This window comes from Nocardia vermiculata NBRC 100427, assembly GCF_001613265.1.
Classification (GTDB): Bacteria; Actinomycetota; Actinomycetes; order Mycobacteriales; family Mycobacteriaceae; genus Nocardia; species Nocardia vermiculata.
On the sequence record NZ_BDCA01000007.1, the window covers coordinates 191,540 to 204,540 of the forward strand.

The 13,001-nt window shown below is 67.3% G+C and carries 10 protein-coding genes and 1 riboswitch; of the genes, 4 read left to right on the plus strand and 6 right to left on the minus strand.

Annotation, left to right across the window (positions count from 1 at the left end):
* Positions 1-25: 25 nt before the first annotated feature.
* Positions 26-1,408 (minus strand): MFS transporter, encoded by a 1,383-nt coding sequence (locus NV2_RS11595; protein WP_373863552.1) that lies wholly within the window; start codon positions 1,406-1,408, stop codon positions 26-28.
* A 136-nt stretch (positions 1,409-1,544) separates the two neighbouring features.
* Complete coding sequence (locus tag NV2_RS11600) at positions 1,545-2,762, minus strand: NADP-dependent isocitrate dehydrogenase (protein ID WP_067871770.1); 1,218 nt, start codon at positions 2,760-2,762, stop codon at positions 1,545-1,547.
* A gap of 276 nt (positions 2,763-3,038) precedes the next feature.
* Positions 3,039-3,150, plus strand: a riboswitch (SAM riboswitch).
* A 207-nt stretch (positions 3,151-3,357) separates the two neighbouring features.
* Between NV2_RS11600 and metX the strand changes: the two genes are divergently transcribed.
* Positions 3,358-4,524, plus strand: coding sequence for a homoserine O-acetyltransferase MetX (metX, locus tag NV2_RS11605; RefSeq protein WP_084474379.1), 1,167 nt, complete (start codon positions 3,358-3,360; stop codon positions 4,522-4,524).
* Positions 4,525-4,528: 4 nt separating this feature from the next.
* On the opposite strand, the gene NV2_RS11610 is transcribed toward metX, so the two are convergent.
* The gene (locus tag NV2_RS11610; RefSeq protein ID WP_067871981.1) at positions 4,529-4,804 is read right to left on the minus strand and encodes a DUF3017 domain-containing protein; all 276 of its coding nucleotides are present in this window, start codon (positions 4,802-4,804) and stop codon (positions 4,529-4,531) included.
* A gap of 108 nt (positions 4,805-4,912) precedes the next feature.
* Between NV2_RS11610 and NV2_RS11615 the strand changes: the two genes are divergently transcribed.
* Together NV2_RS11615 and NV2_RS11620 are read left to right on the plus strand one after the other, a co-directional pair.
* The gene (locus NV2_RS11615; RefSeq protein ID WP_067871773.1) at positions 4,913-5,377 is read left to right on the plus strand and encodes a tRNA (cytidine(34)-2'-O)-methyltransferase; all 465 of its coding nucleotides are present in this window, start codon (positions 4,913-4,915) and stop codon (positions 5,375-5,377) included.
* Positions 5,378-5,596: 219 nt separating this feature from the next.
* On the plus strand, positions 5,597-6,373 hold the full coding sequence (locus NV2_RS11620; protein WP_067871776.1) for a rhomboid-like protein: 777 nt from the start codon (positions 5,597-5,599) through the stop codon (positions 6,371-6,373).
* A 31-nt stretch (positions 6,374-6,404) separates the two neighbouring features.
* Here NV2_RS11620 and NV2_RS11625 read toward each other — a convergent pair whose 3' ends face one another.
* The 3 genes from NV2_RS11625 to NV2_RS11640 all read right to left on the minus strand — a co-directional run bounded on the left by NV2_RS11625 (position 6,405) and on the right by NV2_RS11640 (position 11,986).
* Complete coding sequence (locus NV2_RS11625) at positions 6,405-6,635, minus strand: DUF167 domain-containing protein (protein ID WP_067871779.1); 231 nt, start codon at positions 6,633-6,635, stop codon at positions 6,405-6,407.
* Positions 6,636-7,138: 503 nt separating this feature from the next.
* Positions 7,139-10,504, minus strand: coding sequence for an error-prone DNA polymerase (locus tag NV2_RS11635; RefSeq protein WP_067871785.1), 3,366 nt, complete (start codon positions 10,502-10,504; stop codon positions 7,139-7,141).
* Between the two features lie 99 nt (positions 10,505-10,603).
* On the minus strand, positions 10,604-11,986 hold the full coding sequence (locus NV2_RS11640) for an MFS transporter (RefSeq protein ID WP_157102863.1): 1,383 nt from the start codon (positions 11,984-11,986) through the stop codon (positions 10,604-10,606).
* Between the two features lie 98 nt (positions 11,987-12,084).
* On the opposite strand from NV2_RS11640, the gene NV2_RS11645 reads away from it, so the two are divergent.
* Positions 12,085-12,936, plus strand: coding sequence for a helix-turn-helix transcriptional regulator (locus NV2_RS11645; protein WP_084474382.1), 852 nt, complete (start codon positions 12,085-12,087; stop codon positions 12,934-12,936).
* Positions 12,937-13,001: the final 65 nt, after the last annotated feature.

Sequence of the window (13,001 nt, forward strand, 5' to 3'; positions counted from 1 at the left end):
ACTTACATACAGGATTGAACGAAACTCATCCTGCGGCCGGACGGCGGGCGAGCCAGGTGGTGAGCGTGAAGAGCAGCACGCCCGCTACCGCCAGGCCGGCACCGACCACCGCCGGAGCGGTGTAGCCGAGCCCGGCCGCGATCACCATGCCGCCCAGCCACGCCCCGGCCGCGTTCGCGATATTGAGCGCGGCGTGATTGAGCGCCGCCGCCAGCGTCTGCGCGTCGTGCGCGACATCCATGAGCCGGGTCTGCAAACCGGGAGCGATCGCCGCACCGGAGGCACCGACGAGGAACGCGCCGACACCCGCGGTGAACGGATTGTGCGCCGCGGCGACGAACCCGGCGAGGATCACGACCATCGCGACCAGAGCCGCGAAGATCGAACGATCCACGCCACGGTCGGCGAGCACACCGCCGACGATATTGCCGGCCACCATGCCGAGCCCGAACAGCGCCAGCACGATCGGGACCAGGCCCTGCGCCAGGCCGGCGACGTCGGTGAGAGTCGAGGTGATGTAGGTGTACACCGCGAACATGCCGCCGAATCCGACCGCACCCACCACCAGGGTCAGCAGCACCTGTGGGCGGCGCAGGGCACCCAGTTCGGTACGTGGATCGGTGATACGGATCCCGGTCAGGTCGGGCACATACCGCGCGATCGCAGCCACGGTCGCCAACCCGATGACCGCCACCACGACATAGGCGTCACGCCAGCCCAGGCTCTGCCCCAGCCAGGTCGCGGCAGGAACCCCCACCACATTGGCCGCACTCAGGCCTAGCATGACCGCGGCGACCGCTTTGGCGCGCTGCCCCACCGGGGCCAGCGAGGCCGCCGCCAGCGACGCCACCCCGAAGTAGGCACCGTGGGGAAGTCCGGCGACGAACCGGGCGCCGACCAGGGTCGGGAACACCGGCGCCAGCACCGAGGCGATATTGCCCACGGTGAAGGCGATCATCAACGCGATCAGCAGACGTTTACGGGGAACGCGCGCGCACAACGCTGCGATCAGTGGTGCTCCGACCACCACTCCCAGCGCATAGGCCGAGACCGCATGGCCGGCAGTGGGCTCGGTGACGTGCAGATCCGCGGCGATATCGGGAAGCAGGCCCATCGTGACGAACTCGGTGGTGCCGATACCGAATCCGCCGAGCGCCAGGGCGAGCATGGCCGGGATGTGCCAGCCGGCTCGCGGCTGCGCCGCCTCCGCGCCGACCTGGATCGTGCCCGCGGCGGAGGCAGCGGACAGGTCGTGCTCTGCGGGCGCAGCGATCGTGGCTACCGCTGGATCGGTGACCGCTTCGGTCGACGCAGCGGGAACAGATGTCGCGGCGGGAGCAGAGTTGGCCATAGGTGGGGCCAACGCCACGCACGCCGGCGGCGATACCAGCTCGAGTGGTGATTCCACTCACCGCGGCTGCACCCTACTGCCGGACCGGATACCTGCGGAAACAATTCGGGCACCCGCGGCCACCGTGAGGGTGGGGGCGGGTGCCCGGGTAGATCTATCGGCCGATCCGGATCCCGGTCCGGCCGACCTGCACTCAGCTCAGTTCGCGCGCCAGGTTGGCATCGAGCACACCGAGGAATTCCTCGGTGGTCAGGTAGCCCTGGTTGCCACCGACCAGCAGCGCCAGATCCTTGGTCATCTGGCCGCTCTCGACGGTCTTGATGACCACATCCTCGAGGGTCTGTGCGAAGCCGATCAGCTCGGGGTTGTTGTCCAGCTTGCCGCGATGAGCCAGGCCACGCGTCCACGCGAAGATCGAGGCGATCGGGTTGGTGGAGGTGGGCTTGCCCTGCTGGTGCTGGCGGAAATGCCGGGTGACGGTGCCGTGGGCAGCCTCGGCCTCACAGGTCTTGCCGTCCGGGGTGAGCAGCACCGAGGTCATCAGGCCCAGCGAGCCGAAGCCCTGCGCCACGGTGTCGGACTGCACGTCGCCGTCGTAGTTCTTGCAGGCCCAGACGTAGCCGCCCTCCCACTTGAGCGCGGAGGCGACCATGTCGTCGATCAGGCGGTGCTCGTAGGTGAGGCCTGCGGCCTCGAACTCCTGCTTGAACTCGTTTTCGTAGATCTCCTGGAAGGTGTCCTTGAACATGCCGTCGTAGGCCTTCAGGATGGTGTTCTTGGTCGACATGTAGACCGGGTAGTTCTGCTGCAGGCCGTAGTTCAGCGAGGCCCGCGCGAAGTCCTCGATGGACTTCTTGAAGTTGTACATGCCCATGACGACGCCGCCGTCCTCGGGCATCTTCACCACTTCGTGGACGATCGGCTCGGAGCCGTCCTCCGGGGTGAACTGCAGCGTGACGGTGCCGGCCTGATGCACCTTGAAGTCGGTGGCGCGGTACTGGTCGCCGAAGGCGTGGCGGCCGATGATGATCGGCTTGCTCCAGCCCGGTACCAGACGCGGCACATTGGAGATGATGATCGGCGCACGGAAGATGGTGCCGCCGAGAATGTTACGAATCGTGCCGTTCGGCGAACGCCACATCTTCTTGAGGCCGAACTCCTCGACACGCGCCTCATCGGGGGTGATGGTGGCGCATTTGACGCCGACGCCGTACTTCTTGATGGCGTTGGCCGCATCGACCGTGACCTGATCGTCGGTCTTGTCGCGCGATTCGATACCGAGGTCGTAGTACTCGATGTTCACATCGAGGTACGGGTGGATCAGCTTGTCCTTGATGAACTGCCAGATGATCCGGGTCATTTCGTCGCCATCGAGTTCGACGACGGTCCCTTCAACCTTGATCTTGGACATGGATCTTCGTGTCCTCCTAAGGAAGGTGTGCTCCCATTGCACGGCTAGGCGAGCACGCTTGTGAGCGGACCCCAGCTGTTCAACAGACAACGTATACGCCCCGCGTTGTCCACGAGACGCCTGGTGCTAAACAAGACAAGCGTACTGGTGCGCTGTGTCTCAAAGACAGGGGCCATCCCATTGAGAGATAGCCACGTCACACCGCCCAGGATCACCGCCGGTTCGGCCGAGCCCAAATCTCGACCCCGCCGCGGGCGATTGTTACCATCCACAGCAGGTCATGAGTGCCAGTGCCAAGCCCCGGCTCGCTGGCCGGCAACCCTCCAGGTCCGGTGGGGTGCTCCGGGTGATTGACCGGGCCCTCGAGAGCCGAGGGCAAGCGCGACCATCAGGAGTCACAAGTGAGTGAGTGCACCGTGCACATCGGCCTCGAGGACGTGGAGGCGGCAGGGGCCCACAGGCGTGTCGCTACCATCAGGGATGTGTGTTCCCTCGTCACCCGCATCGCCTCCACACATGTGCGCACGTCGCACGCCTGTCCGGCAGTGCCCGGTGTCGCCTCCCGGCCGGCCCGGCCCGACACGGTGGCAGCGCGGTGACCGTGAGTATCGAATCGAACGCGTCCCGCACCGGCGCCGCGGCGCTACTGCCCCCCGCCGGCGGGCAACTGGGAACCGTGACGATCGGCGACGTGCGGCTGGAGAACGGCGCCCTCGTCCCCGGCGTCGAACTGGCAGTACAGCGCTGGGGTGAACTGTCCCCCGAACTGGACAATGTGGTGCTTGTCGAACATGCGCTGACCGGCGATTCCCACGTCAGCGCGAACCTCGACGATCCGCAGTCCGCACCCGGCTGGTGGGAGGGGCTGGTCGGCCCGGGAGCTCCGCTCGACACCGACCGCTGGTGCGTCGTCGCGACGAATGTCATCGGCGGCTGCCAGGGCAGCACCGGGCCCGCGTCCCTCGCACCGGACGGTAAGCCGTGGGGTAACCGATTCCCCGAAACCTCGATCCGCGATCAGGTCACCGCCGAGGTGGCACTGCTGGACCGGCTCGGCATCGACCGCGTCGCGGCGGCCGTCGGCGGTTCCATGGGCGGTATGCGGGTGCTCGAGTGGATGGTCGGCTATCCCGATCGGCTCGACGCCGCTCTCGTACTGGCGGTAGGTGCCCGCGCCACCGCCGACCAGATCGGCACCCAGACCACCCAGATCGCGGCGATAAAATCCGATCCGGACTGGCAGGACGGCAACTATCACGGCACCGGCCGCAGCCCCCGCGCCGGCCTCGGGGTCGCACGGCGGATCGCACATCTGAGCTACCGCACCGAATTCGAGCTCGACCACCGCTTCGCCAACTCGCCGCAGGGCGAGGAGGATCCGTGGAACGGCGGCCGGTACGCGGTGCAGAGCTATCTGGAACACCAGGCCACGAAGCTGGTGGCCCGATTCGATGCGGCCACCTACATCCTGCTCACCGAGGCCATGAACCGGCACGACGTGGGCCGCGGCCGCGGCGGCATCGAGGCCGCGCTGGCCTCCACCCCGGTTCCGTGTGTGGTGGGCGGTGTCGACTCCGATCGGCTGTACCCGCTGCGGACCCAGCAGGAACTGGCCGAGCTGCTGCCCGGCTGCAAGGGCCTGGAAGTGGTGCACTCCCGCGACGGGCACGACGGGTTCCTCACCGAATTCGACGCGATCGCGAAACTGCTCGAACAGACGATGGCCCTGGCACGGGCCGCGAAGGACGCCCGCGAATCCTGAGCGGCTAGCCCACGCCGAGGCTGCTGATCGTCACCGACAGCACGACGATCGCACCGCCGAGCACGGTGTAGGCACCGACATCGAACGGCCGGCTCCGCACCGCCAGCAGCCCCACCCGAGCCGGCGGCAGGCACAGCCGGAACGCGGCAGCGAGCAGCGTCGCCCCGCCGATGAAGAACGCCCCGCGCCGCCACCGGTCCTGCGCCACGAACACCACCGCGACCAGCATTACCACGGCAACGAGCAGCATCGGCAGATGAACCTGGAAAAACCGGTTCATCGGGCTGGACTGCTGCGGCTCGGCGGCGGGTGCATCGGTCACGGGTGCGATTGTCGCACTCACCCCTCCGGGTCGTCGGCCTGGTGTGGTCATCGGTACCGTCTCGGTGTGCTCAAGCTGGTGTTCTTCGAACCGCGTATCCCCCCGAATACCGGTAATGCGATCCGTCTGGTGGCAGGTACGGGCTGCGAACTGCATCTGATCGAGCCGCTCGGGTTCGATCTGTCGGAGCCGAAGCTGCGGCGCGCCGGGCTGGACTATCACGACCTCGCGATGGTCACCGTGCACGAGAACCTCGCCGCCGCCTGGAAGGCGATGCAGCCCGAACGGGTCTTCGCGTTCACCACCCAGGGCACCACCCGCAACACCGACATCTCCTATCGCGCCGGTGATGTCCTGCTGTTCGGACCGGAACCGACCGGCCTACCGCCCGAGGTGCTGGCCGATCCGCATCTCACCGAGCAAGTACGCATCCCGATGCTTCCGGGCCGCCGGTCGATGAATCTGTCCAATGCGGCAGCGGTCGCGGTCTACGAAGCATGGCGACAGCTGGGGTTCCCCGGGGCGGTGTAGGAACGCCACACGCGCCCTGAGCGGCAGCACCGGCCGGACTGCGCTGTCCTCTCCGACACCTCCGACACCGTCCCGAATGGCAATGGCGCAGCTATTCTGAGGTTCGGCGGCTCACAATAGAGGTAGGTGACTAGATGCCTGCGAACGATCACGCATCGAGCAAGCCGGCAGCGGTGGCGGCTCGTCCGGACGTGCGGTTCGATATCTCGCTCGGCTGAGATGACGACATCGGACGATTCGGCTCCGGCAGTCGGCCGGAGGCATTCGACGCGGGCGCGCAGTATCGCCCATGCCGTGTGGTCCTATGTCCGCCGGGCACCGGGCACCTTCGTCTGGTTGGCCATCCTGCTGATCACGACCACGGTGCTGAACCAGCTGTCTCCGGAACTCACCCGCGAGGTGCTCGGCAATCGTTCGACGAATCTGCACCACCTGAGTGAGGACCCGCTTCACGTGCTGGTCGCCAGTGCGCTCTGGCTGCCCGGCGAACAGACCTGGTACTGGTCGTGGATCTGGTATGCATTGCTGTTCAACATTTTCCATGTTCCCGCCGAACGATGGCTGGGCACACTGCGCTGGCTCGCCGTCGTGGTGATCGCGCACGTGGGCGCCACCTATCTCAGCGAGGGAATCCTCTCCTGGGAGATCCACCACGGCGACGCGCCCGCGGGAGATATGTTCACGCTGGACGTGGGGGTCAGTTATGCCCTCGCGGGCGTGGTCGCGATGCTGGCGTACCGGATCCCGCGGCCGTGGCGTTTCACTTACGCCGCGGCGGTCCTGATCTGGTATGCGATCCCACTGCTGTTCGACCAGGACTTCACCGACGTCGGACACTTCACCGCGGTGTTGATCGGATTCGCCTGCTACCCGCTGGCCCTCGGACGGCCGGGCGCCGGGAAGCTGCCCGGCCCGGACCGACTCGGTCGGCGAGCGAGCCCACGCCCCCGGGCAACCCGGCCGCGGTACGGCTGGTCGCGTGCCCGCCGGGACTGATCCCCAACGGGTCGCGCGGCATCGCGAGGAGCTAATCGTCGATGTCGAAGCGCTTGAAACGCGAGGTGGCCCCGGCGGTGAGGCGCACTGCGGATTTCGGCACCCCGTAGTGGCGGGCGAGCAGTTCGATGGCGGCCTTGTTCGCTTTGCCCTCCACTGCGGGCGCCCGCACATACAGCTGCAGGGTGCCGTCCTCGAGGGTCTCGACGAGTGGGCCCTTACGGCTGTTGGGTTTGATCGTGGCGCGGACGATGGTCGGCACGGGCTGCTCCTGGAGTGTCTGCCGGGATGCCGTTCTCGCGGCTGTGCCCTCGCAGGATAGCGGCCGGGCCCTGACGACACTCCCCGGACGAGCACCGACCACCGACCGTGAACACGATCCTGTCGGTCGCACCACACATCCCCTCCGTGAGCGGTGCGACCGATCCTGCCGGGGCACATTTCCGTTCCACGACCGGGCAGCAGCTCACCCCGGATCGGCGGACCACGTGGATGTGCTTGTACCGCAACATATTTTCCGCGCCGATACCGGGCAACCGCAGCGAATGCGAGGACGCCGGCCCCCGGCGCAGCCGGAGGGACCCGAGTAGCGATGATGACGACGACTGACACAGATAGCGTTCACACTTCCCCCTTGCCGATTCCGGACAATTGATCCGAATTGAAACACTTTCCCCCCGAGCACCTTTCAAACAATATCCACATCGGACACCGATGTCACCAGTACGCCCGCATCCGCACCCCGTTCGCGAGAATGCACTCCACTCAACGGAAATCGCGAGACCTCGACGGCATCCGCAACTCCATCGGCTGGACATGGTCGGCCATGATGCTCACCACCCCCTCCGCATTCTGTACCCGGCCCCGGATCAGCAGCGCGGGCGCTCCTTGCACGATGCGGCGATAGCGACGCCACAACCCCACCGAGCAGACCACATTCACCATGCCCGTCTCGTCCTCCAGATTGAGGAAGGTGACACCGGAGGCCGTGGCCGGGCGCTGCCGGTGGGTGACCGCGCCGCCCACCAGAACCTTCGAACCGTCGGCCACGGCAAGTAGCTGATTCGCGGGCACCACACCGAGTTCGTCCAGGCGTGAGCGCAGGAACTCGGTCGGATAGCTACCGGGTGAGACCCCGGTGGCCCATACATCCGCGGCCGCCATTTCCAGTGCGCTCATACCGGGCAGTGCCGGCGCGTCGGTGACGGCGCCGGTTCCGGGCAGGCGGTCGGCACGTTCCCCCGCCGCGGCACCGGCCGCCCACAGGGCCTGCCGCCGGCTCGTACCGGTTTCCGCCGCGCCATCGGACGATTCGGGACCGATACTGTCGAGCGCACCGGCAGTGGCGAGGGCCTCGGCCTGCGGCACAGTCAGCTCGACCCGTCCGGTCAGGTCCAGGAACGAGGTGAACGGACCGGCTGCGCGCGCCGCGACGATCTGCTCGGCCACAGCGTCGCCGATATGCCGGATCGAGGACAATCCCAGCCGGACCCGGCTGCCGTCCCCTTCCAGGGTCGCCCCCACGAGGCTGTGATTGACGTCGGGCCCGTGCACCACCACGCCGTGCCGCCGGGCATCGGCCACCAGCGATTGTGGTGAATAGAAGCCCATCGGCTGCGCATTCAGCAGGCCCGCGCAGAAGGCCGCGGGATGATGCAGCTTGAACCAGGCCGAATAGAATACGAGCGCGGCGAAACTCTGTGAATGACTTTCCGGGAAACCGAAATTGGCGAATGCGTAGATCTTCTCGTAGATGCGGTCGGCAAGTTCCCCGGTGATGCCGTGCAGCTCGTGCATTCCCTGATAGAAGCGTTCCCGTAAGCGTTCCATGCGCTCCGGCGACCGCTTCGACCCCATCGCCCGGCGCAGCTGATCGGCCTCGGCCGCGGTGAAGCCCGCGATATCGACCGCCATCTGCATGAGTTGCTCCTGGAACAACGGAATCCCGAGTGTCCGGGCCAGCGAGCTCTCCAGCGCAGGATGGTCGAGGATCACCTCGTCGCGGCCGTTGCGGCGCCGGATATACGGATGCACCGAACCACCCTGAATGGGGCCGGGACGGATCAGCGCGACCTCGACGACCAGATCGTAGAAACCTCGCGGGCGCAGCCGCGGCAGGGTGGCCATCTGCGCCCTCGACTCCACCTGGAACACCCCCACCGAATCCGCTCGGGACAACATCTCGTAGACGGCGGGCTCGGTGAGATCCAGTGCGTGCAGTTCGACCGCGACGCCTTCGTGTTCGCGTACCAGGTCGATCATGTAGTGCAGTGCCGACAACATGCCCAGGCCGAGCATGTCGAATTTCACCAAACCTACTGCGGCACAATCGTCCTTGTCCCACTGCAGCACACTGCGCCCGGACATGCGCGCCCACTCCACGGGACAGACATCGGCGATCGGACGATCACAGATGACCATGCCGCCGGAATGAATGCCGAGATGCCGGGGCAGCCCTTCGATCTCGCCGGCCAGCTGCAGTACCCGCTCCGGAATATCGGTATGCGTTTCGGTGGCGACCCCGGACCAGCGGCTCACCTGTTTACTGAACGCATCCTGCCGACCGGGAGAAAACCCCAGGGCCCGCGCGGCATCGCGTACCGCGGACTTTCCCCGATAGGTGATCACGTTGGCGACCTGGGCCGCATATTCCCGGCCGTATTTGTTGTAGACGTGCTGAATCGCCTCTTCCCGGCGATCGGATTCGATATCGATATCGATATCGGGCGGACCGTCCCGCTCGGGAGACAGGAACCGTTCGAACAGCAGGTCGTTGGCCACCGGATCCACATTCGTGATGCCGATCGCGTAGCAGACCGCGGAATTGGCCGCCGAACCCCGCCCCTGACACAGGATGTCGTTGTTCCGGCAGAAGTCGACGATATCGTGCACCACCAGGAAATAGCCGGGGAAGTTCAGTTCGGTGATGATGCGCAGCTCGTGTTCGAGCTGGCGGTAGGCCTTCGGATTCCCCTGTGGCGGGCCATATCTGCGGTGCGCCCCGATCAGCGTCAGCTCACGCAGCCAGGAGTTCTCGTCGTGGCCGTCGGGCACGTCGAACGGCGGTAGTTGCGGGGCGATCAGGCGCAGATCGAACCCACATTCGCGAGCCAGCTCGGCCGCGCCGGTCACCGCCCGCGGGCAGTCGGCGAACAAACGCGCCATTTCCGCACCCGAACGCAGATGTGCGCCGCCGGTGGGCGGTAACCATCCGGCGAGCTCGTCCAGGCTGCGGCGGGCCCGGATCGCCGCCATCGCCATCGCCCGGCGCCGCTGACTCGGAGTGGCGAAATGTGCTGCGGTAGTGGCGACTACCGGAATCCGCAGCCGGTCGGCGAGCGCGATCAGGCGGCTGTTGCGTTCATCGTCGGTGGGCACGCCGTGATGGGTGAGTTCGACACTCACCCGATCGCGGCCGAAACGATCCATCAGATCCCGCAGCGCGGCCTCCGCCTCGGCGTCACCGCGTTCGAGTGCTCGTCGTACCTGCCCTTTGCGACAGCCGGTGAGGATGTGCCAGTGCCCGTCCGCCGCCGCGGCGAGCCGGTCCGGGTCGTAGCGCAGGATCCCCTTCTCACCGGCGACCATGTGCGCGGCCGACATTTCCCGTGACAACCGCCGATAGCCTTCCTGCCCGCGCGCCAGCACCAGCAGATGCGGTCCGGCCGGGTCCGGTGCCCCGGTACGCGGTTGCGAATCGGTCATCGGCGCGGAGTCGAGCAGTGCGGCCGGACCGGATTCCTCGCGGTACTCCCCCAGCGACAGTTCCGCACCGAACACCGTCGGCAGTCCCCATTCGGCGGCGGCCTCGGCGAACCGGACCACCCCGTAGAAACCGTTGTGATCGGTGAGCGCCAACGCCTCGAGCCCCAGCCGCACCGCCTCCTCCACCAGCTCCTCCGGCTGTGCGGCGCCGTCGAGAAAGCTGTACCCGGAATGAGCATGCAGCTCGGCATACGGCACCACGGGGCTCTCGAGCGCCGACTGCGGGCCCGCCCGGTACGCACCACGGGTCCGCGACCATGCCGGACTGTCGCCACCGTCCCCCGGCGGCTCCGCCCCGCGACCGGGCAGACCGGAGAGCACCCGCTCCATCTCCGCCCAGGTCGGCGGACCGTTGCCCCAGCCCATACCAGCACCTCTCGACTCGAACATACTTTCGACATCGATCGTAGCCGCCGAGTCCGACACGTGGGTTCGACCGGTTACGCGCGGGAGAGCTCACCGCGCTCAACGGCGCCGGACATATTTCGCACCCACCGCCGCGGCGGCCAGCAGCGCCACCGCCGCGGTCATCAACGAGGTCTGCAGACCACCGAGGAAGTCACCGGCCACCAGCCCGCCGAATACCGCGACACCGACTGCACCCCCGACCTGCCGGGCCGTGTTCAACTGCGCGGAGGCCACACCGGCATATTCGGCCGGTACCGCCTCCATCACCGCGCTGGTCATCGCCGGGACGACGGTTCCGGCGCCGAAGCCGACCGGAATCGTCGCCATGCAGATCAGCCACAGCGGAGCTTGCGCACCGGCGAACAGCAGCGCCAGCAGTCCCGCGGCGAAGGCGATCTGACCACCGACTATCGGCAGTCGCGGGCCGAGCGCGGCGGTGATCCGGCCGCCGAGCAGGTTCGCCGTCAGCGCCGCGAAACTCATCGGCAGGAAGACCAGACCGGTCACCAGCGCCGAGTTGCCACCCAGTTCCTGCAGGAACAACGACAGCAGGAAGACGATGCCGTAGTAGGCGAAGTTCTGTACGAAACCGACGACCGAAGCGGCCGAGAAGGTCGACCCGGTGAACAGCGACAGCGGCAGCATCGGGTCCTCGACCCGGCTCTCCCACCGGGCGAAGAAGGCGATACCGGCCGTGGCCGCGAGCAGAGCAGTGAGCACCGGCAGCGAGGTCCAGCCCTGGTGGCCGCCCTCGATCAGGCCGTAGGTGAGGCCGCACAGCGACAGCACCACCGTGACCTGACCGACCGGGTCGATCCGCCGGGCGGAACCGAGGGGCGCCGAAGCCGCCCGAGTCGTGGCCAGCAACCCCAGCGCACCGATCACCAGATTCACCAGGAACAGCGACCGCCAGCCGAGGGTCACCAGCAGCACCCCGCCGATCACCGGACCGGCCGCCACCGCCGCACCACCCGCGGCCGCCCACAGACCGACCGCATGGGCGCGCCGGGTGGGATCGTCGTATGCGTGCCGCACCATCGCCAGGGAGGCCGGGAGCTGGAACGCCGCCCCGAGTCCCTGCGCGAACCGGGCCGCGATCAACATCGCCGGGGAGGTCGCCAGCCCGCAGATCAGTGAGGCGAGGATGAACAACACCAGGCCCGCGGTGAACGCCCGGCGCGCGCCGATCCGGTCGGCCAGCGTTCCGCCGATCAGCTGGAACGCAGCGAAGACCAGGGTGTAGCTGTCCACCACCCATTGCAATTGACTCAGCCCCGCGCCGAGCTGGTCACCCAGCGTGGGCAGTGCGACGTTCACGATGGTCGCGTCCAGACTCACCATCAGGAATCCGAAGGAGGCCGCGAACAAGGTCCATCGGGCCCGCGCCGGCGAGGTGCCGGTCTCGATGCCGGTGCCGGGAAGGATGACGGTTGTACTCACCCGACCAGCATCGATCGCGGCGACGGCACCGGACAATAGCCGAGGGTGCACCTGCCAGGGCTACCCTGAGAGCGGCCCGACGCCGGTAGGAGGACGACGTGGCAGCTACACAGGCAACCGAACTGGGATCGTTCCTGCGCTCGCGCCGCACCGCCCTGGACCCCGCCACGCTGGGCCTGCCGGTCGAGGGAGTACGACGCACCCCGGGCCTGCGCCGGACCGAACTGGCTTCGCTGGCCGGCGTCAGCCCCGGCTACTACACCCGTCTGGAACAGGGCCGTGCCCCACATCCCTCGCCGAGTGTGCTTGCCGCACTGGCGAATGCGCTGCGTCTGTCCGACGACGAGCGTGACCATCTGTTCGCGCTGGGCGGTGACGCGCGGCTGCTACCGGCCGAACCGAACGAGCTGACCGCCGGCGCACGGCGGATGCTGGAATTGCTGTCGGCGCCGACCGCCGCCTATGTGATCAACCGCTACAGCGATGTGCTCGCCTGGAACGACAGTGCCGCAGCGCTGTTCGGCCACCTGACCGACACTCCCCGCCGCCCCAACAACGTGCGCTACGTGTTCACCGATCCCGAATCCAGACAACGCTTTCTGGAGTGGGACGATATCGCCGCCGATTCGGTGGCGCATCTCCGTGCGGCCACCGGCCGGCGCCCGGACGATCCGGTACTGCGCCGGCTGGTGACCGAAATGAAGTCCGGCAGCACGGCATTCCGGGAGCTGTGGGCCGATCACGAATTGCGGCACAAGGTGAGCGGGCAGAAGCGGCTGCACCACCCGTCGGTGGGCTCCTTCGCCCTCGACTACGTGGTGCTGGCCGTGCCGAACGCGACCGGGCAACGGCTGGTCGCCTACAGCGCCGAACCCGGAACTGCCGCGTACGACGCATTGGTGTGCCTGGCCGAGACCACACCACCGCAGACAGCAGCCCACGCGGGCTGACAGGTCTACCGGTACCGGCGGCTCTACTCGGCGGCGGATCGGTGCGAACGGACACCGCTACAGAA

Bases quoted from the DNA above. Each gene is read 5' to 3' on its own strand.
- NV2_RS11600 (WP_067871770.1), bottom strand. From the start codon at position 2,762: ATGTCCAAGATCAAGGTTGAAGGGACCGTCGTCGAACTCGATGGCGAC.
- NV2_RS11610 (WP_067871981.1), bottom strand. From the start codon at position 4,804: ATGAACCGGTTTTTCCAGGTTCATCTGCCGATGCTGCTCGTTGCCGTG.
- NV2_RS11620 (WP_067871776.1), top strand. From the start codon at position 5,597: ATGACGACATCGGACGATTCGGCTCCGGCAGTCGGCCGGAGGCATTCG.
- NV2_RS11635 (WP_067871785.1), bottom strand. From the start codon at position 10,504: ATGGGCTGGGGCAACGGTCCGCCGACCTGGGCGGAGATGGAGCGGGTG.